Here is an 18,604-nt window from a genome sequence, read left to right as displayed (position 1 = left end):
TCAAGACTACCGGTCAGGTGAGCCCGTCGCGGAGCAGTTCCAGCGAATGCTCGAGGTCGGCCGGGTAGGAGCTGGTGTAGTCGACCCACTCGCCCGTGACGGGGTGCGGGAAGCCCAGGCGGTGGGCGTGCAGCCACTGCCGGGTCAGGCCCAGGGCGGCGGCCAGCCGCGGGTCCGCGCCGTAGGTCTGGTCGCCGGCGCAGGGGTGGCGCAGCGCGGCGAAGTGCACGCGGATCTGGTGGGTGCGCCCGGTCTCCAGGTGCACCTCCACCAGCGAGGCCCGGCCGAAGGCCTCCAGGACCTTGTAGTGGGTCACCGAGGGTCGGCCGTCCTCGATGACGGCGAACCGCCAGTCGTGGCCGGGATGGCGGCCGATGGGGGCGTCGATGGTGCCTTCGAGCGGGTCGGGCAGGCCCTGGACGACGGCGTGGTAGACCTTCTCCGGGGTGCGCTCCTTGAAGGCGCGCTTGAGCGCGGTGTAGGCCCGCTCCGTTTTTGCCACCACCATCGCCCCGGAGGTGCCGACGTCCAGGCGGTGCACGATGCCCCGGCGTTCCGGGGCGCCGGAGGTGGAGATGCGGTAGCCGGCAGCGGCCAGCGCGCCGACCACGGTGGGACCGACCCACCCCGGGGACGGGTGGGCGGCCACGCCCACGGGCTTGTCGATGACGACGTAGTCGTCGTCGTCGCCCAGGATCCTCAGGTCTTCCACGGCCTCAACCCTCACTTCCAACGGGTCCGGACGTTCCGGGACGGTGACGTCGATGGCCTCTCCGGCCACCGCCTTGCGTGACTTGGCGACGGGCCTGCCGCCGATGGCGACGTTGCCCTCGGCGCACAGCTGGGCCGCGGCGCTGCGGGAGATGCCCAGGCCGGCGGCGACGACGGCGTCGATGCGCTGCCCGGCCTGGTCGGCGGCGACGTCCAGGTGCGGCATCAGGAGCCCGTCCGGGCCCCCGCGTCGCTGCGGGTGCCGTCCAGGGCGATGCCGCGGAACATCAGCAGGCAGATCCCGATCATGGAGCACACGATCAGCGAATCGGCGATGTTGAAGATCGCGAAATTGGGCAGGGCGATGAAGTCCACCACGTGCCCCATCCCGAAGGAGGGTTCGCGGAACAGCCGGTCGGTCAGGTTGCCGGCGGCGCCGGCGAGCAGCGCGCCCAGCGCGACCGCCCACACCAGGGAAGTGACCTTGCGCAGTAGGACCAGGATGTAGGCCACGACGGCGGCCATCACCAGTGTGAAGATCCATGTCACGTCGGTGCCGATGGAGAACGCGGCCCCGGGGTTGCGGATGAAGTGCCAGCGCAGCAGCGGGGGCAGCACGTCGATGCTCTGCCCCTCGTACATCCGCGTCTCAACGATCCACTTGGTGAGCTGGTCCAGCCCGTAGCCGACGACGGCGATCGCCAGCGCCAAGGCGGCCAGCCGGCGGCGGGCCGGACGGACCGGCGTCCCGGGCAATGCGCCGGAGGGCGTGCCTTGCGGCGCCGCTTCCGGCGTCGGATCCTCTTCCATCACTTCCCCTTTAACGTGCCGTCGGCGGCCGGGGGTTCCCGGCCGCCGACGGTTGGCGCGCACCGCCGGTGTGGCGGTGCGGTGGCGCCTAGGCGTTTTCCTTGGCCTCCGGCGTCGCCATGGAGCCCTTGGCCTCGAGGTCGCGCAGCTGCCCCTCGATGTAGGTCTTCAGGCGGGCACGGTAGTCGCGCTCGAAGCCGCGCAGCTGCTCCACCTTGCGCTCGAGCACGGTCTTCTGCTGCTCCAGGGCGGTGAGCGTCTTGCGGCTCTTCTCCTCGGCCTCGTTGACCAGGCCGTTGGCCTCGATCTGGGCCTCGGAAATGATCTTGTCGCGCTGCTCGACGCCGGCGCTGACGTACTCGTCGTGCAGGCGCTGGGCCATGGCCAGGACGCCGGCCGCGGATTCCGCGGTGGAGACGTGCCCGGTGACCGGGGCTGCCTCCTCCTTCGCCGGCTCTTCCTTCTTGGGGGCCGGCTCAGGCGCCTTCTCCTCCACCACGGGCACCGGGGCGGCGGCGACCGGGGCCGGAACGGCCTGGCCTTCGGCGCCAGAGGACTGGAGCTCGGAGATCCGGCGGCGGAGCTCGTCGTTCTCCTGGTTCAGGCGGCGCAGCTCGACCACGATCTCGTCAAGGAAGTCGTCCACCTCGTCCTGATCGTATCCCTCACGGAACTTGGTCGGCTGGAATCGCTTGTTGACTACATCTTCTGGCGTGAGCGCCATCTGGTCACCTCGATACTTGGTTCTCTCCCCCCGCCGCTTGATTGCGGCAAGAGTACACTTATCCCGGTCGCTGCCATGTGGTGCGGCTTTGCCGCAACACATGCAGTCACCAGACTATAACGGTTCGGGCGGCGAACCCTAAACAAGCCCGCAGGACGTGTTCAGGCCGTGGCCGACGCGAGCCCGCGGACGATCAGCATCGCCACCCACACGGCGATGTAAAGCACGATGAAGGCAAGGTCCAGGCGCATCCCGCCCAGGTCCAGCGGCTTGATCTTGGACTTGAGCCAGCGCATCGGCGGGTCGGTGACCCGGTAGACGGCGCTGGCGAGGACCAGCGCGAGGCCGCGCGGCCGCCAGGAGCGGGCAAACATCTGCACCACGTCGAACACGATGCGGAGGATGAGCAGGACCTGGAAAAGCGTCAGGGCGATATAGATCAACGCCCAAATGATCTGCACGGCGGATGTGCCCCGTTCAGCTCTGGTTGAAGAAGGAAGCCTGGCCCTCGGAGGACTTCTTGTCCTCGCCCAACACTTCCACGGTCGAGGGTGAGAGCAGGAACACCTTGTTGGTGACCCGCTCGATGCTGCCGTGCAGTCCGAAGACCAGCCCGGCGGAGAAGTCGACCAGGCGCTTGGCGTCGGCCTCCCCCATGTCGGTGACGTTCATGATGACCGGGATCCCCTCGCGGAAGCTCTCGCCGATGATCTTGGCATCGTTGTAGGAGCGGGGATGGACCGTGGTGATCTGGCGCAATGAAGAATCCTCGTCCCTGGCTGACGGCGCGCGCTTGATGGGTGTGACGGGCGCCCGGTATTCGGTTTCGGCAGGCTCCGCGGGTTCCTCCGGGCGGTTCGCGTGCTCCTCGTTGGGCACGGCCTCCGGGCGCTGCACGACCTCCCGCTCGGCGTACTGGTCCGAGTCGTAGTGCTCGTCGCCGTCGGCGAGTCCCAGGTAGATCATTGTCTTGCGCAGGGCGCCAGCCATGGTCTTCTCCTCCAGGTCATGCGCGGTGCCGTGGGGCGGGCTCCGCGAGAGTCTCCTCGCGGACGACGCTACCGCAACGCGGGGCGCGGACCGAGGACATCGGACCCGACACGCAGGTGTGTCGCCCCGGCCGCCACGGCCTGCTCCAGGTCCTGGCTCATTCCGGCGGAGACCACGTCAGCCCCGGGATGGGTGGCGCGCAGGACCATCGAGAGTTCCATGAGCCGGGCGAAGGCGGGGGCGGGGTCGGAGCCCAGCGGCGCGACGGCCATCAGGCCGCCCAGGCGCAGCCCGTCGGCGGCGTCGATGAGCCCGGCCAGGGTTCCGATGTCCGCGGGGAGGGCGCCGCCGCGGTGGGCCGGTCCGGCGTCGCCGGCGTGTTCGGCGGGGCTGCGCAGGTCCACCTGGATGAGGCAGCCCAGCGGGGAGCGGGCGGGCAGCCCCTCGTCGGCGCGGCGCTGGTTTTCGGCGGCCACGGCGCGGGAGAGGGCGGAGACCAGTTGCGGCCGGTCCACCGATTGCACGGTGTGGGCGTAGCGGGCCACGTGGCGGGCCTTGTTGGTCTGCAGTTGGCCGATGAAGTGCCATTCGAGGTCCAGGTCCGCCAGTTCGGCCGCCTTGGCCGACGCCTCCTGGTCCCGGTTCTCCCCCACCCTGCGCACGCCCAGCCCGGCGAGCAGGCGCACGTCGGAGGCGGGGAAGAACTTGGTGACGACGATCAGCTCGGGCGCCTCGCCGCGTCCGGCGGCACGGGCCGCGGCGGCGATGCGCTCGTGGACCGCGCCCAGCCTGGCCTCGAGGTCGGACCTGCGGGCCTGGAGCCCGACGGGAGCCGGTTCGGTCACGGGCAGTCCTTGCGGTTTGAAGTGGAGCTTGAAGTGGGGTCCGTCCAGACCAGGCCGGCGAAGCGGCCGGTCCCCGGGTCGCGGCGGTACGAGGGGTAGGAGGGGTCCTCGCGGGTGCACACGCCGCTGGACTCGACGGCGACGCCGAGGCCGCCCAGCAATGCGGCGGCGGCGGCGGGCAGGTCCAGCGCGGGGGTCCCCCACGAGGTGGTGCAGGCAATGCCGGGCAGAAGACCCTCGGCCTCCGCGGCCATCGCGGCGGGCACCTCGTAGCAGCGGCCGCAGATCGCCGGACCGATCCACGCCTGGAGCCGGTCGGCTCCGGCCGCCCGCAGGCGTTCGACGGTGGCCTGCAGCACGCCGTCGAGCAGTCCGCGGCGGCCGGCGTGGGCCACGGCAGTGGCGGCTCCGGCGCCGGTGGCGCCGGCGAAGACCACCGGCAGGCAGTCGGCGACCATAACCGCCAGCGCGGCCGAGGCGTCGGCACTGACCATCGCGTCGGCCACCGGCACGGGTGCCCCGGGCCGCGCGGGACCGGCGGGCACGTCGTGGACGGTGGCCGAGTGGACCTGCTCCATGAAGCGGAGCCCGCCCGGGACCAGCCCGAGCCGGGCCTCGAGGCGGGCCCGGGCGGAGGCGACCCGGGCCGGGTCGTCCCCCACGTGCAGCGCGAGGTTGCCCTCTGCGCCCGAGGTGAACGCCACCCGGAGGCCGGGCAGGCCGGCGGGGACGTAGCTGAGCAGCATGGTTTCGGGCAGCATCGAATCGGGCATGGCGGGCAACCTCGCGGGACGGTCGGCTACTTCAGGAAGTCCGGGACGTCCAGGTCGTCGTTGGAGCCGACGGCCAGGTCGGGCTCGACCACGGCCGGCAGCTCCTCGTAGCGCGGGGCGGCCGGAACGGTGCCGGGCACCGTCCCGGGAGCCAGCGGAACCGTTCCGGGGACGCTCGGCGCCGCGGGGGCCGCCGCGGGGGCGGCGGGAGCCGCCTGAACGGCCGGTGCGGCGTGCGCCGGGGCCGCGTGGGACGGTGCGGCATGGGACTGGCCGCCATGGGCGGGCGCCGAGGTGACATCGACCTGGTCGAAGCCGGCCGCGATCACGGTGATGCGGGCCTCGTCCCCCAAGGCGTCGTCGATCACGGCGCCGAAGATGATGTTCGCCTCCGGGTGGGCGACCTCCTGGACCAGGCGCGCGGCCTCGTTGATCTCGAACAGGCCCAGGTCGCTTCCGCCCTGGATGGAGAGCAGGACGCCGTGCGCGCCGTCGATGGAGGCCTCCAGCAGCGGGGAGGCGATGGCCAGTTCCGCGGCCTTGACCGCGCGGTCCTCGCCGCGGGCCGAACCGATGCCCATAAGCGCGGAGCCGGCACCCTGCATCACCGACTTCACGTCGGCGAAGTCGAGGTTGATCAGGCCCGGGGTGGTGATCAGGTCGGTGATGCCCTGGACACCGGACAGCAGCACCTGGTCGGCGGATCGGAAGGCATCAAGGACGGAAACGTTGCGGTCGCTGATCGAGAGCAGGCGGTCGTTCGGGATGACGATCAGCGTGTCGACCTCGTCGCGCAGCGCGTCGATGCCGGCCTCGGCCGAGTTGGCGCGGCGGCGCCCCTCGAAGGTGAAGGGGCGGGTCACGACGCCGATGGTCAGGGCGCCCAGGGAGCGGGCGATGCGGGCCACCACGGGGGCGCCGCCGGTTCCGGTGCCGCCACCCTCGCCGGCGGTGACGAAGACCATGTCCGCCCCGCGCAGGACCTCCTCGATCTCCTCGGCGTGGTCCTCGGCAGCCTGGCGGCCGACCTCGGGGTTGGCGCCGGCGCCCAGGCCGCGGGTCAGTTCACGTCCGACGTCGAGCTTGACGTCGGCGTCGCTCATGAGCAGCGCCTGCGCGTCGGTGTTGATCGCAATGAATTCGACCCCGCGAAGGCCGACCTCGATCATTCGGTTGACGGCGTTGACGCCGCCGCCGCCGATGCCGACCACCTTGATGACGGCGAGGTAGTTCTGTGGAGCTGCCACGTCCTGTTTCCCTTGTTCGAAGTGCTGCTGACCTACGGAAGCTTCAACCGGACGAACCTTAACCTTCAACTTGAGGGTTATAGTTATGTCAAGTAAGCGCTATGGAGACGCTATGGTTTGCGCTTCCGTCATGCAACGACCACCCCGCGTGTCGCCGCAAGAAGTCGCCCCGAGAAGTCTACCCGGCAACTCGGAGCGCGAACGCCGTGACGGCGCGGGCCCGCTACCGGGTGACCGGCTGGTCGGGACTGCTGACGTCGTAGACCTTGACCGGGGCTTGGGGGTCGTCCTTGACCTTGAGCAGGGCCTGCAGGACGCGGGCCTTTTGCGCCCCGCGCTCCTCGTTGCCCCACATCACCGTCTTGCCGTTGGACAGGGTCAGTTCGACCGAGTCGATGGTCTTGGCCCCGGCGTGGTCCAGCTGGGCCAGGACCGACCCCGGCAGTCCGGCGAGCACGTGCGTCAGGGTGCGGAACACCGCCGGGTCGCCGGTGGCGGCGGAGGCGGAGATGACCGGCAGCAACGCATCCGAGCGCTTCGCCAGCGGCGCCAGCGTGCGCCCGTCCTCCCCCACCAGGGTCAGCTTCTTGCCGTTCTTGAGGATCGCCACGGGCGCGTGCTCGACGACGCGCACCTGCAGGGTGTGCGGCGCCTTCGCCTGCACCACGACGTCGGCCACCGGCGCCAGGCCGGACAGCAGCTGCAGCACCCGTCCGGGACCGACCTGGGGCAGCGGGACGCCGTCGAGCGGCTCCAGCGCCCCGGCGACCGCGTCGTCGGAGACCAGGCGGTTGCCCTCGATCTCGATCCCGCGGATGGCCAGCAGCGGCGAATACATCAGCACCAGGATCATCGCGACGATGGCGGCGAGCACGCCGCCGGTCCACAGCAGCACGCGGCGGCGGAGCCTGGCTCCGGGCGCCTCGGGCAGCGCCAGGACGTTGTCCGGGGCCGGTGCGGTGCCTGCGCCGTGGGGAGCCCGGGTGCTCATGCCTGCGCCGTCCCCCGCAGCGCGGCGAGGATCTCCTCCCCCAGCTCGGTGACGTCGCCGGCTCCGATGGTCATCACGATGTCCCCCGGGGCGGCCGCGGCGGCCAGCCGGACGGGCGCCTCGGCGGCGCCGGCCAGGCCGCCGTCGGTGTTCAGCGCGTTGGCGACCAGGCCGCTGGTCACCCCGGGGATCGGCTGTTCGCGGGCCGGGTAGATGTCCAGCACCAGCGCGGTGTCCGCCAGCGAGAGCGCGTCGGCAAAACCGCGCCAGAACTCCCGGGTGCGGGAGTACAGGTGCGGCTGGAACACCACGTGGACCCGGCCGTCGCCGGCCACGGCGCGCGCCGTGCGCAGCGCGGCGAGGACCTCGGTGGGGTGGTGGGCGTAGTCGTCGTAGACGCGCACGCCGGCCGCCTCGCCGCGGAAGTCGAAGCGGCGGGAGGCGCCGGTGAAGGAGGCCAGCCCGCGGACGGCCTCCTCGGGCTCGAGTCCGCAGTCCAGTCCCACCGCGAAGGCCGCTGCGGCGTTGAGCAGGTTGTGGTCCCCGGGCACGGCCAGGTCCAGCACCACCTGTTCGCCACTGCCCCACTCGAGCGTGCATTCGGCGCGCCCTCCCTCGTGGGCCGGGTCGACCAGGCGGCGGTCGGCGTCGTCGCCGAAGCCGTAGGTCTGCACCCGCAGGTCCGGGCGCTCGCGGCGCATCCGGGTGGCCAGCGCGTGCGCGCCCGGATCGTCCGCGCAGCAGATCAGCAGGCCGTCCGCGGGCAGCAGCGAGGCGAAGGCATGGAAGCTCTCCGCGACGGCCTCGGCGGTGCCGTAGTGGTCCAGGTGGTCGGCCTCGACGTTGGTCACCACCACGACGTCGGGGCGGTAGTTCAGGAACGAGGCGTCCGATTCGTCCGCCTCGGCCACGAACAGGCGTCCGCCGCCGTGCTCGGCGTTGACCCCCAGCCCGGCGACGTTCGCGCCGATGGCGAAGGACGGGGCCAGCCCGGCGTGGCGCAGCATCACGGCGATGAGGGAACTGGTGGTCGTCTTGCCGTGGGTGCCGGCGACGGTGACCACGTGGTGGCCGTCCATGGCGGCTGCCAGCCCCTCGGAGCGGTGCAGGATGCGCAGCCCGCGCTCCACGGCGGCGTCGTATTCGGGGTTGCCGGGCTTGATGACCGAGGAAATGACCACGGTGTCCGCGTCCTGGAGGTTCTCCGCCGCGTACCCGACGTGGGTGCGGGCCCCCAGGGCGCTGAGCTCGCGGAGCACCGGCAGGTCCTTGGCGTCGGTTCCCGAAACGGGCACGCCGCGGGCGAGCATCAGGCGGGCGACGCCGGAGACCCCGACGCCCCCGATCCCGAGGAAATGCACGCGGCCAAGGTCGTGGAGGGTGTGCGTCTGCTGCATGGCTCTAGCTTCCCACGCCCGGGGCCCCGGCGGCGTCCAGGACGATCCCCGCCACGGCCTCGGCCGCGTCGCGGCGGCCCTGCCCCAGCGCCGCCGCGGACAGGGCGGCCAGCCGGCCGGCGTCCTGCAGCAGCGGCAGCACGTTGCCGCGGAACCAGTCGGGGGTGAAGGCGGCGTCCTCGACCAGCAGCGCTCCCCCGGCCCCCACCAGGCCGGCGGCGTTCAGCCGCTGTTCCCCGTTGCCGATGGGCAGCGGAACCAGCACCGCGGGGGTTCCGGTGGCCGCGAGTTCGCACACCGTCCCGGCCCCGGAGCGGGCCACCACCAGGTCGGCGGCCGCATAGGCCAGTTCCATGCCGTCGACGTATTCGACCTGCCGGTAGCCCGGGGACGCCAGCGGCACGCCGGCGTCGTCGAGCAGCTGCTTGCCGCGGCCGGTGATGTGCAGCAGCTGGATGCCGGCCGCGGCGACGTCCGGCAGGACGGCGCGGACGGTCCGGTTGATGGAGGCCGCCCCGGAGGAGCCGCCGGTGACCACGAGGGTGGGCAGGTCCGCGTCCAGGTTCAGCGCCGCGCGGGCCTGCGGGCGCGCGGCGGCGCGGTCCAGGCCGGCGATGCCGCGGCGCATCGGCATGCCGACCAGTTCGGCCCCGCGCAGTCCGGTGCCCGGAAAAGCGGTGGCGACGCGGGCGGCGAAGCGCGCGCCGACCTTGTTGGCCAGCCCGGCGCGGGCGTTGGCCTCGTGGATGACCACCGGGATGCGGCGCTTGCGGGCGGCCAGGTAGACGGGGGTGCAGACGTAGCCGCCCACGCCGACGACGACGTCGGCGTCCTCGCGGTCCAGGATGTCGCCGGCCTGCCGCACCGCGGCGCGGAAGCGCCACGGCAGCTTGAGCAGGTCCACGGAGGGCCGGCGCGGCAGCGGGACGCGGTCGATGGTTTCCAGCCGGCGCCCGGCCGCGGGGACCAGCCGGGTTTCCATGCCGCTGGCGGTGCCGACGGCGACGAGGCCGGCGGCCGGGCGGGCCGCGGCGATCGCGTCGGCGATGGCCAGCAGGGGCGAGATGTGCCCGGCGGTGCCGCCGCCGGCCAGGACGATGGAAGGACCTGTGTTCATGGTGCTTGTGCCTTCGGTTGGGGGTGGGGGTCAGGCGGAGGGGGCCCTGCGGGCCTGGTCCAGGCTGCCGCGGGTGCGGGCGAGGGCGCGGGAGAGCGGACCCTGGCGCACCGGCGGGGCGCCGGGGCCCTGCCGGGCGAAGGCCAGGACCACGCCCACCGCGGTCAAGGCGAACGTCAGCGCGGAGCCGCCGTAGGAGATGAAGGGCAGCGGGACGCCGACGACGGGCAGCACGTTGGTGACCATGCCGATGTTGATGAAGGCCTGCCCGATCAGCCAGACCATGATGCCGCCGGTGGCGACCCGCACGAACCGGTCGTGGCTGCGGGCCGCGACCCGGTACATGGCGACCGCCAGCAGGCCGAACAGGGCGATGATCACGATCGTTCCCACGAGCCCGAGCTCCTCGCCGATGATGGCGAAGATGAAGTCGTTCTCGGCCTCCGGGATGTAGTTCCACTTCTGTCGCGACTGGCCCAGGCCCAGGCCCCACCAGCCGCCGGAAGCCAGCGCGTACAGCCCCTGCTCCGACTGGTAGCAGGGGTCCGTGGCCGAGTCGCAGTTCAGCCGCAGCCAGGCGTAGATGCGGGTCATCCGGTTGCCGCTGACCGCGACCATCAGCAGGGCCAGGCTGGCCGCGCCGCCCAGGGCGACGCCGAACATGCGCAGCGGCGCCCCGGCGAGGAAGATCGTGGTGCCCAGGATCAGCAGCAGGACCAGCGCGGTGCCGAGGTCGCGGCCGAGCAGCACCAGCAGCACCACCAGGCCGCCGAGGGGGAAGACGACGGGCACGACGGCGTGCCTCCAGTTGGAGATCATGTGCGACTTGCGTTCCAGCACGGCGGCGGCCCACACGGCCAGCGCGAGTTTCGCCGCCTCCGAGGGCTGTCCGCTGAAGCCGCCGATGCGGATCCAGTTGCGGTTGCCGTAGACCTCCACCCCCAGCGGGGTGAAGACGAGCAGCAGCAGGAGCACGGCCAGGCCCAGGGCGGGCCAGGCCAGTCTCCGTATCGTGTCCACGGGCAGGCGGGCCATAACGACCATCAGGACGAAGCCGGCCAGCGCCCAGATGCCCTGGCGCATGAACAGGTCGTAGGAGGAGGTCTCCTTGGTGATGGCCTCCACGGCCGAGGAGGACAGCACCATCAGCAGCCCGATGAGGGTCAGCGCCACCGAGCTGCCGAGGATCATGTAGTAGCTGACGCCGCCGCCGGTCTCGGGGTCGCCCTCGAGCCAGCTCCACAGCCTCCGGATCGGGGACCGCGCCGGCGGGGAGCCGGCCCGCACGGGGGCCGGCTTCACTGCCGATGGCGCGCCGGCCGATGGCGTCCGGGCGGAGGACACCGCGGTGCGGCCCTTCGTCCGCGGGCGGGGCGGTCGTGCGGGTCCGCGCGGCGGGGTGGTGGGGGCTGGCACGGATGCTCCTTTAGTGCTGTTCGTCCGCCTCCATGAGGGCCCTGACGGCCTCGATGAAGGCGTTGCCCCGGTGGGCGTAGGAGGCGAACTGGTCCATGGACGCCGCCGCCGGGGCCATCAGGACGGTGTCCCCGGGCTCGGCCACGGAAGCGGCGGCGGCCACGGCACCGGCCATGACCTCCCCGCCGCGCGCGGTCTCCGGCGGCTCCTGTCCAGTCTCGCCCACCGCCGCCTCGATGACGGGCACCTGCGGCGCGTGTCGCTCCAGCGCCGCGCGGAGCCCTGCGGTGTCGGTGCCGATCAGCACCACCGTCTTGAGCCGGTCGGCGTTGGCGGCCACCAGGTCGTCGTAGTCGACGCCCTTGGACAGGCCGCCGGCGATCCACACGACGGAGGCGAAGGCGCCCAGCGAGGCGGCGGCGGCGTGCGGGTTGGTCGCCTTGGAGTCGTTGATCCACAGGATGTCCCCGCGCCGGGCCACCGGCTGGATGCGGTGCGCGCCGGGGTCGAAGGCGCGCAGTCCGTCGCGGACGGCGCGCGGTTCCACGCCGTAGGCGCGCACCAGCGCCGCGGCGGCCAGGGCGTTGGCGACGGTGTGCCGGGGCGCGACCTCGCCGAGGTCCTCGAGCGTGGCCAGTTCGGCGGCCGAGGTGCGGCGGTCCTCGATGAAGGCGCGGTCCACCAGCAGGCCCTCGACGACGCCGAGCATGCTCACCGCCGGGATCCCGGTGGTGAAGCCGATCGCGCGGCAGCCCTCGACGACGTCGGCGTCCTCGACGAGGCGCTCGGTCTCGGCCTGCTCGACGTTGTAGACCGCGGCGACGCGGGTCCGCGCGTAGATCTTGGCCTTGGCGGCGACGTATTCGGCGTAGCTGCCGTGCCAGTCGATGTGGTCCTCGGCCAGGTTCAGCACCACCGAGGCCAGCGGCGACATCGTGTGCGTGTGGTGCAGCTGGAAGCTGGAGAGTTCGACGGCGATGGCGTCGTAGCCTTCCGGGTCGCGGACCGCGTCCAGGATGGGGGTGCCGACGTTGCCGGCGGCGACCGCGCGCAACCCGGCGGCGCGGAGCATGGATTCGACCATGCCGACCGTCGTCGTCTTGCCGTTGGTGCCGGTGACGGCCAGCCATTCGGCGGTCTTGCGGCCGGCGCGCTCGCGCACCCGCCAGGCCAGTTCGACGTCGCCCCAGACCGGGATGCCGGCCTCCGCGGCGGCGGCGAGCACGGGGTGGCGCGGGTTCCAGCCCGGGGAGGCGATGACCAGTTCGGCCGGTTCGCCCTCCACCAGGGGCAGTTCCGCCACGTGCCCGGCCCCGAGCAGCACCGCGGCGGCGCCGACGATCTCCAGCGTGTCCGCGCGGGAGCGGTTGGTCTCGGTGTCGGCGCCGTCGATGACCACGACGCGGGCGCCGAGCTCGATGAGCGTGTCGGCGGCGGAGAAGCCGGAGAGCCCCAGCCCGGCCACGACCACGCGCAGCCCGGCCCAGTCGGCGTCCCAGCTGGTCAGTTCCCCGATCGGCGCGTGCGTCACAGTCCCACCACCCATTCGGCGTAGAAGATTCCCAGGCCGGCGGCGACGAAGAGGCCGCCGAGGATCCAGAACCGGACCACGACCGTCACTTCCGCCCAGCCCTTGAGTTCGAAGTGGTGCTGCAGCGGCGCCATCTTGAACACGCGCTTGCCGCCGCTGATCTTGAAGTACCCGACCTGGATGATCACCGACAGGGTGATCATCACGAACAGCCCGGCCAGCACGACCAGCAGCAGTTCGGTGCGGGAGAGGATGGCGAAGGCCGCGACGGCGCCGCCGATGGCCAGCGAGCCGGTGTCGCCCATGAAGATCTTCGCCGGCGAGGTGTTCCACCACAGGAAGCCCACCAGGGCGCCGCAGAGGATGGCCCCGAGCAGGGCCAGGTCCATGGGGTCGCGGACCTCGTAGCAGACGGTGCCGATGGAGCGGGAGGAACCGCAGGCCTGGTTGTACTGCCAGATGCCCATCAGCGTGTAGGCGGCGAAGACCATGATGGCGGCGCCCGTGGCGAGTCCGTCCAGGCCGTCGGTGAGGTTCACGCCGTTGGTGGTGCCGGTGATGATCAGGTTGGCCCAGAGCACGAACAGGATGGCCCCGAGCAGCGGCCCGGCGAAGGCCAGGTCGATGTTCAGGTCGCGGATGAAGGAGATGTGCGTGGAGGCCGGGGTGAGGCCCTTGTCGTTGGGGAACTGCAGGGCCAGGATGGCGAAGGCGATGCCGACCGCGGCCTGGAGCACGATCTTCTGCCAGGCCCGCAGGCCCAGGCTGCGCTGCTTGGAGATCTTGATGAAGTCGTCGAGGAATCCGACCAGCCCCATGCCGACCGTCAGGAACAGCAGCACCAGGCCGCTGACCGTGGGACCGGCGGAGTGGTCGCTGATCAGCGACAGGATCCCGTGCGTGCCGAAGTAGGCGATCAGCACGGCCAGCACGATGACGGCACCGCCCATGGTGGGGGTGCCGCGCTTGGTGTGGTGGGACGTCGGCCCGTCGTCGCGGACGAACTGTCCGTACCCCTGTTTGACAAGCAGCTTGATGAACAGCGGCGTGCCCAGCAGCGACAGCAGCAGCGCCGAGCCCGCGCCAATGATGAGGGCGATCACCGGACGCTCTCCTCCCCGGCGGCGAGGCCGCCCGCGGTCGTTGCCAGCCGGTCGCCCAGGAAGCGCAGCCCTGCCCCGTTGGAGGACTTGAACAGGACGATGTCTCCGGGCCGCAGCCGCTCGTTGAGCAGGCGTTCGGCCTCTTCGGCGGTCTCCACGAACATCGCCTCGTCGCCCCAGCTGCCTTCGAGGACTGCCGAGTTGTAGGCGGCCTTGGCCCCGTGGCCGACGACGACGAGCTTCTTGATGTTCAGGCGCACCGCCAGCCGGCCAAGCAGGTCGTGCTCCAGCACGGAGTCCTCGCCCAGTTCGAGCATTTCGCCCAGCACGGCCCAGGTGCGCCGGGCCTGTCCCTGGCCGTCCGGCAGGCCGAGTTCGGCCAGCGTGCGCAGGGCCGCGCGCATGGAATCGGGGTTGGCGTTGTAGGCGTCGTTGATGACGGTGACGCTGTCGGGGCGGTCGGTGCGCTCCATGCGCCAGCGGCTGGCCGGCCCGCGCCCGGTGAGGGCGGCGGCGATGGCGGCCCCGTCGACGCCGAGGGCGTACGCGGCGGCCGCGGCGGCCAGCAGGTTGGTCACGTGGTGGCGGCCGATCAGGCCGCTGCGCACCGGGTGGGCGGAGCCGTCCGGCAGGCGCAGCGTGAAGTGGGGATGCCCGTCGCGGTCCACCTCGACGTCCTCGGCGGACACGGCGCCGGCCGGGGCCTGCTCGCCGAAGCCGAGCACGGCGGCGCGGGTGCGCGAGGCCATGGCGGCCACGGCCGGATCGTCCAGGTTCAGCACCGCGGTGCCGTCCTCCGGGAGGGCCTCGACCAGTTCGCCCTTGGCGCGGGCGATGTTTTCGGTCCCGCCGAACTCGCCCGCGTGGGCGCTGCCCACGCAGAGCACGACGCCGACCTCGGGACGGACCATGCGGGCCAGGTACTCGATGTGCCCGACGCCGGTGGCGCCCATCTCGACGACCAGGTTGCGGGTCTGATCCGTGGCCTTGAAGACGGTCAGCGGGACGCCGACCTCCCCGTTGTAGGAACCGATCGGGGCGACGGTTTCCCCGGTGCCGGCCAGGATGGCGGCGAGCAGGTCCTTGGTGGTCGTCTTCCCGGCGGAGCCGGTGATCCCCACCGTGCGCAGGGCGTTGGTTTCGCGCAGCCGGGCCACGGTGTGCGCGGCGATCTTCCCCATGGCCAGAACGGCGTCGGGAACGATCACGGCGGGGTGCACCGTGCCGTCGGCGGCGGTGGTTTCGCGCTCGGCCAAGGCCAGCACGGCGCCGGCCGCGAAGGCCTGCGGAACGAAGTGGTGGCCGTCGGAAGCGGCACCGGGCTTGGCGACGAACAGCCAGCCGGGCGCGCATTCGCGCGAGTCCGTGGCAACGCCGCGGACCTCGGTCTCGGGAAGTGCGGTCGCCGTCGGGCGGCCGCCGGTAATGGCCGCAATTTCGGCGGTACTGAGATAAATCATGGCTAGGTGGACTTTACCCTTTGGCGGTGGAGTGGGCGGAATCGGCGGGCAGGAAGCCGCGTGCGCGCAGGGCTCCGCGCAGTTCCACGCGGTCGTCCAGGGGCAGGTTCACGCCCCGGACCTCCTGCCAGACCTCGTGGCCGCGCCCGGCCACCAGGATGGTGTCCTCCGGCCCGGCGAGGTCCACGGCCGCGGCGATGGCGGCCGCGCGCGGCGCCACCTCGAGAACGTCGGCGGCACGGGCTCCGCCGGCGACCGCGTCGCGGGCGCCGGCCAGCACGGCAGCCCGGATGCCCGCGGGTTCCTCGTCGTGCGGGTCGTCGTCGGTGACCACCACAACGTCCGCGTGCCGGGCGGCGACCGCGCCCATGACCGGGCGCTTGGTGGCGTCGCGCTGGCCGGTCGCGCCGAAGACCACGATCGTGCGGGCCCCGGGACGGGTGCTGTCCACCGACTCCAGCGCGCGCTGGAGCGCGTCGGGGTTGTGGGCGAAGTCCACGATCGCCGCCGGGCGCTGGGCGATGACCTGCATGCGCCCGGGAACCTCGACGGTCAGCGGGTCGGCCTCCTCGAGCACGCGCTGGAGGTCCTCCAGCGGCGTCCCGGCGGCGTGGACCATCAGCAGGGCCAGGGCGGCGTTGGAGACGTTGAACAGGCCGGGCAGCCCGGTGCGGGCGCGCAGCAGCGCGCCGTCGGGTCCGGCCACCTCGAAGCGGTGGCCCAGCCCGTCGGCCACGATCGCGCGGACCCGCCAGTCGGCGTCGCTCCCCTCCGTCCCGGCCGCGGTGGCCAGCGTCCACGTCTCGGCGGTGGAGGCCTCCGCCATGCGGCGGCCCCACGCGTCATCGACCGTGACCACGGCGCGGCGGGTGCGGGAGGACTCGAACAGGCGGGCCTTGGAGGCGAAGTACTCCTCCATGGTGCCGTGCAGGTCCAAGTGGTCCTGGGTGAGGTTGGTGAAGCCGGCCACTTCGAAGGCCAGCCCGCCGATGCGCCCGTAGTCGATGGAGTGGGAGGAGACCTCCATCGCGGCCGTGTCCACGCCGGCCTCGCGCATGCGGGCCATCAGGGCGTGCAGCTGCGGGGCCTCCGGGGTGGTCAGGACGCTGGGGATGCGGGTGTCGCCGGCGACGATCTCGATGGTGCCGACCAGCCCGGTCCGCTGCCCGAGGGCGCGCAGCAGCGAGGTGGCGAAGTAGGTGGTGGTGGTCTTGCCGTTGGTTCCGGTGACGCCGACCAGCGCCGGTCCGGAGGCGGTGCCGTGCAGAAGGGCGGCGAGGGGCCCCACCGCGGCGCGCACGGAGCCGGCCACCAGTGCGGGCAGGCCGGCGGCGCGGACCCGGGCCAGGCCCTCCTCGTCGGTGAGCACCGCGGCGGCGCCGGCGGCGGCGGCCGCGGCGGCGAAGTCGGCGCCGTGGCGGTTGGCGCCGGGCACGGCCGCGTAGAGGTCCCCGGGCAGGACGGCGCGGGAGTCCAGGCAGACCCCGTGCACGACGGCGGACCCGTCCCCTTCCAGCCTGAGGCCGGCGTGTGGGGCGGCTGCGAGGTCGGCCAGGGACAGGGCGGGTGCGGTGGCAGGGCGGAAGGCGCGCTCGGCGTCGCGGGCCGCAGTGGTGTTCGTGTTCATCAGTCCCAGCTGTACTTCTGGTTCTTGCCGACAAAGACTTTGTAGGCTTGGGATTCCGTGGTGCTCGGCGCCACGTCGTACGTGTTCAGGGTCTGGCTCATGATGCGGGTGAAGGTATCACCGACCGACCAACTGCGCCAATTGCCCTTGGGGCGGTGCATGGTGACCACCACGAGGTACTTCGGGTCATCGATCGGGACCATGCCGGCGAAGGAACTGGTGTGGCCGTCGTACACGCCGGTCGGCCCGGCGGCCTGGCCCGTGCCGGACTTGCCGCCCACCCGGTAGCCCTCGATGGCCATCAGGGTGCCGGTACCGGCGTCGACGACGGTCTCCATCATGCGCCGCATCTCCTCGGAGGTCTCCTCGGAGAAGATGCGCGTGGGCGTGGCTGCCTCGACCGGGTGCTCGGTGCCGTCCGGATCGACGTAGGCCTCGATGAGGCTGGGCTCGATCTGCACGCCGTGGTTGCCCACCGTCTGGAAGATCTTGGCGGTGTGCAGGGCGGTCTGCGTGTAGGCCTGCCCGAACATGGTGGTGAACTGCTGGCGGCGGTCCCAGGCGGCGGGCGGGGCGAAGATGCCCGGGTTGGAGGACGGCAGCCCGATGTCGATCCTGGTTCCGATGCCCAGTTTCTTCATCCACTCGTAGCGCTGCTCGTTGGTCAGGCGGCTGCCGATCTTGACGGTGCCGGTGTTGTAGGAGCGCGCGAAGATGCCCGCCGCGGTCATCTGGAACGTGGCGTGCTTGAGCGAGTCGTTGATCTTCTCGTTCTGGATGGTGTAGGAGTTCTTGACCGTGAACTCCTCCGTGGGCTCCACGACGCCCTCCTCGAGGGCCGCGGCGAAGGTGCCAACCTTGCCGGTGGAGCCGGGTTCGAACGCCTGGGTGACGGTGGTGGAGGTGCGGAACTCGGGGTCGGTGGCCCCGGGGTCGGAGGGGTCCACGGTGGTCGAGTCCGCCAGCGCCCGGATCTTGCCGGTCTTCACCTCGACCACAACGGCGTTGACCCACTCGGCCTTGAACTGCTTCTGCTTGGCCATGACCGCCTCCTGGGCGGCCCACTGGATGTCGCTGTTGATGGTCAGGCGCACGTCCTGGCCGTCGACCGCGTCCACCTCCTGCATGGTGGCCATCGGAATGCGGATGCCGTCGGCACCGACCTCGTAGGTCTTCTTGCCGTCGGTGCCGCTGAGGGCCTCGTCCTGGCTCAGCTCAAGGCCCTCGGCGGCCTTGCCGTCGGAGGTCGTAAAACCGAGGATGCTGCCGGCGACGGAACCGTTGGGGTAGTTGCGCTCGGTGCGCTGTTCGCTGGTGAGGCTGGGGATGCCGACCGCCAGGACCGCGTTGCGGACCTCGGGCGTGACGCCCTTGGCGACGTAGGAGTAGCCCTTCTTCTCGGCCCCGTCCCGGCCCACGATCGAGGTGCGCAGGGTTTCCGCGTCCTGGTCAAGGAGCGGGACCAGTTCGGCGATGGCCTGGTCGATGGCGACCTTCTCGCGTTCGCCGCTCTGCTGGTTCTTGCGCGTGAACTCGGACTTGAGCAGGCGCTGGTTGACGACGAGGTCGTAGCGTTCGACGCTGGCGGCCAGCACGCGCCCCTCCGAATCCAGGATCTGCCCGCGTTCGGCCTGGATGGTCTGGGCGCGGATGCGGTTCTTCACCGCGGCCTGGGCGATGCCTTCCGGGTCAAGCCCCTGGACGAAGAACAGGCGCCCGCCGAGCACCAGCAGCATCACCAGGGCCATGGCCAGGCCGACCCGCAGCCGGACCCCCGTGCGCGGCTGTCGCCGGGCTCCGTCGTCCCCCGTGCGGGTGCCGGCGGTCCCGGTACGTGGCGCTGCCATCCATCAATCCTCGCG

17 protein-coding genes are annotated in these 18,604 nt (G+C 71.9%); all 17 read right to left on the bottom strand.

All coding sequences use genetic code 11. From position 1 onward, the window contains the following. Positions 1-13: 13 nt before the first annotated feature. The 17 genes from ABD912_RS10860 to ABD912_RS10780 all read right to left on the bottom strand — a co-directional run bounded on the left by ABD912_RS10860 (position 14) and on the right by ABD912_RS10780 (position 18,589). Positions 14-937, bottom strand: a complete 924-nt coding sequence (locus tag ABD912_RS10860) for an RluA family pseudouridine synthase (RefSeq protein ID WP_345150731.1) — start codon at positions 935-937, stop codon at positions 14-16. Next, a complete protein-coding gene (gene lspA, locus ABD912_RS10855) occupies positions 937-1,521 on the bottom strand; it encodes a signal peptidase II (RefSeq protein ID WP_345150730.1) in 585 nt (194 codons plus the stop codon). The genes ABD912_RS10860 and lspA overlap by 1 nt, the downstream gene beginning before the upstream one ends. Positions 1,522-1,609: 88 nt before the next feature. Next, a complete protein-coding gene (locus ABD912_RS10850) occupies positions 1,610-2,245 on the bottom strand; it encodes a DivIVA domain-containing protein (protein ID WP_345150729.1) in 636 nt (211 codons plus the stop codon). A 161-nt stretch (positions 2,246-2,406) separates the two neighbouring features. Further along, positions 2,407-2,688 (bottom strand): YggT family protein, encoded by a 282-nt coding sequence (locus tag ABD912_RS10845; RefSeq protein WP_425548050.1) that lies wholly within the window; start codon positions 2,686-2,688, stop codon positions 2,407-2,409. A gap of 34 nt (positions 2,689-2,722) precedes the next feature. Beyond that, positions 2,723-3,235, bottom strand: a complete 513-nt coding sequence (locus ABD912_RS10840) for a cell division protein SepF (protein WP_345150727.1) — start codon at positions 3,233-3,235, stop codon at positions 2,723-2,725. A gap of 68 nt (positions 3,236-3,303) precedes the next feature. After that, positions 3,304-4,080: a YggS family pyridoxal phosphate-dependent enzyme gene (locus tag ABD912_RS10835; RefSeq protein WP_345150725.1), complete on the bottom strand. Its 777-nt coding sequence runs from the start codon at positions 4,078-4,080 to the stop codon at positions 3,304-3,306. Continuing rightward, the gene (locus tag ABD912_RS10830) at positions 4,077-4,853 is read right to left on the bottom strand and encodes a polyphenol oxidase family protein (protein ID WP_345150724.1); all 777 of its coding nucleotides are present in this window, start codon (positions 4,851-4,853) and stop codon (positions 4,077-4,079) included. The genes ABD912_RS10835 and ABD912_RS10830 overlap by 4 nt, the downstream gene beginning before the upstream one ends. A 26-nt stretch (positions 4,854-4,879) precedes the next feature. Further along, positions 4,880-6,100 (bottom strand): cell division protein FtsZ, encoded by a 1,221-nt coding sequence (gene ftsZ, locus ABD912_RS10825; RefSeq protein WP_345150722.1) that lies wholly within the window; start codon positions 6,098-6,100, stop codon positions 4,880-4,882. A 223-nt stretch (positions 6,101-6,323) separates the two neighbouring features. Then, on the bottom strand, positions 6,324-7,091 hold the full coding sequence (locus ABD912_RS10820) for a cell division protein FtsQ/DivIB (RefSeq protein WP_345150721.1): 768 nt from the start codon (positions 7,089-7,091) through the stop codon (positions 6,324-6,326). After that, positions 7,088-8,488 carry a UDP-N-acetylmuramate--L-alanine ligase gene (murC, locus tag ABD912_RS10815; protein WP_345150720.1) on the bottom strand — a complete coding sequence of 467 codons (1,401 nt, stop codon included), beginning with the start codon at positions 8,486-8,488 and terminating at the stop codon, positions 7,088-7,090. The genes ABD912_RS10820 and murC overlap by 4 nt, the downstream gene beginning before the upstream one ends. Positions 8,489-8,492: 4 nt before the next feature. Continuing rightward, on the bottom strand, positions 8,493-9,605 hold the full coding sequence (gene murG, locus ABD912_RS10810) for an undecaprenyldiphospho-muramoylpentapeptide beta-N-acetylglucosaminyltransferase (protein ID WP_345150718.1): 1,113 nt from the start codon (positions 9,603-9,605) through the stop codon (positions 8,493-8,495). A gap of 30 nt (positions 9,606-9,635) precedes the next feature. After that, positions 9,636-11,021, bottom strand: a complete 1,386-nt coding sequence (ftsW, locus tag ABD912_RS10805) for a putative lipid II flippase FtsW (protein ID WP_345150717.1) — start codon at positions 11,019-11,021, stop codon at positions 9,636-9,638. A gap of 10 nt (positions 11,022-11,031) precedes the next feature. Beyond that, positions 11,032-12,567, bottom strand: a complete 1,536-nt coding sequence (gene murD / locus ABD912_RS10800; protein WP_345150715.1) for a UDP-N-acetylmuramoyl-L-alanine--D-glutamate ligase — start codon at positions 12,565-12,567, stop codon at positions 11,032-11,034. Then, complete coding sequence (gene mraY, locus ABD912_RS10795; protein ID WP_345150714.1) at positions 12,549-13,655, bottom strand: phospho-N-acetylmuramoyl-pentapeptide-transferase; 1,107 nt, start codon at positions 13,653-13,655, stop codon at positions 12,549-12,551. Before mraY ends, murD begins: the two co-directional genes overlap by 19 nt. Then, positions 13,652-15,115 carry a UDP-N-acetylmuramoyl-tripeptide--D-alanyl-D-alanine ligase gene (locus ABD912_RS10790; protein WP_345150713.1) on the bottom strand — a complete coding sequence of 488 codons (1,464 nt, stop codon included), beginning with the start codon at positions 15,113-15,115 and terminating at the stop codon, positions 13,652-13,654. Before ABD912_RS10790 ends, mraY begins: the two co-directional genes overlap by 4 nt. Before the next feature lie 13 nt (positions 15,116-15,128). Then, complete coding sequence (locus ABD912_RS10785; RefSeq protein WP_345150712.1) at positions 15,129-16,742, bottom strand: UDP-N-acetylmuramoyl-L-alanyl-D-glutamate--2,6-diaminopimelate ligase; 1,614 nt, start codon at positions 16,740-16,742, stop codon at positions 15,129-15,131. Then, positions 16,742-18,589, bottom strand: a complete 1,848-nt coding sequence (locus ABD912_RS10780; protein WP_345150710.1) for a peptidoglycan D,D-transpeptidase FtsI family protein — start codon at positions 18,587-18,589, stop codon at positions 16,742-16,744. Before ABD912_RS10780 ends, ABD912_RS10785 begins: the two co-directional genes overlap by 1 nt. Positions 18,590-18,604 lie beyond the last annotated feature (15 nt).

Source organism: Arthrobacter ginkgonis (assembly GCF_039540195.1).
Classification (GTDB): domain Bacteria; phylum Actinomycetota; class Actinomycetes; order Actinomycetales; family Micrococcaceae; genus Zafaria; species Zafaria ginkgonis.
The sequence above is the reverse complement of the archived record's forward strand: the minus strand, read 5'-3'. Positions and strand labels throughout refer to the sequence as shown.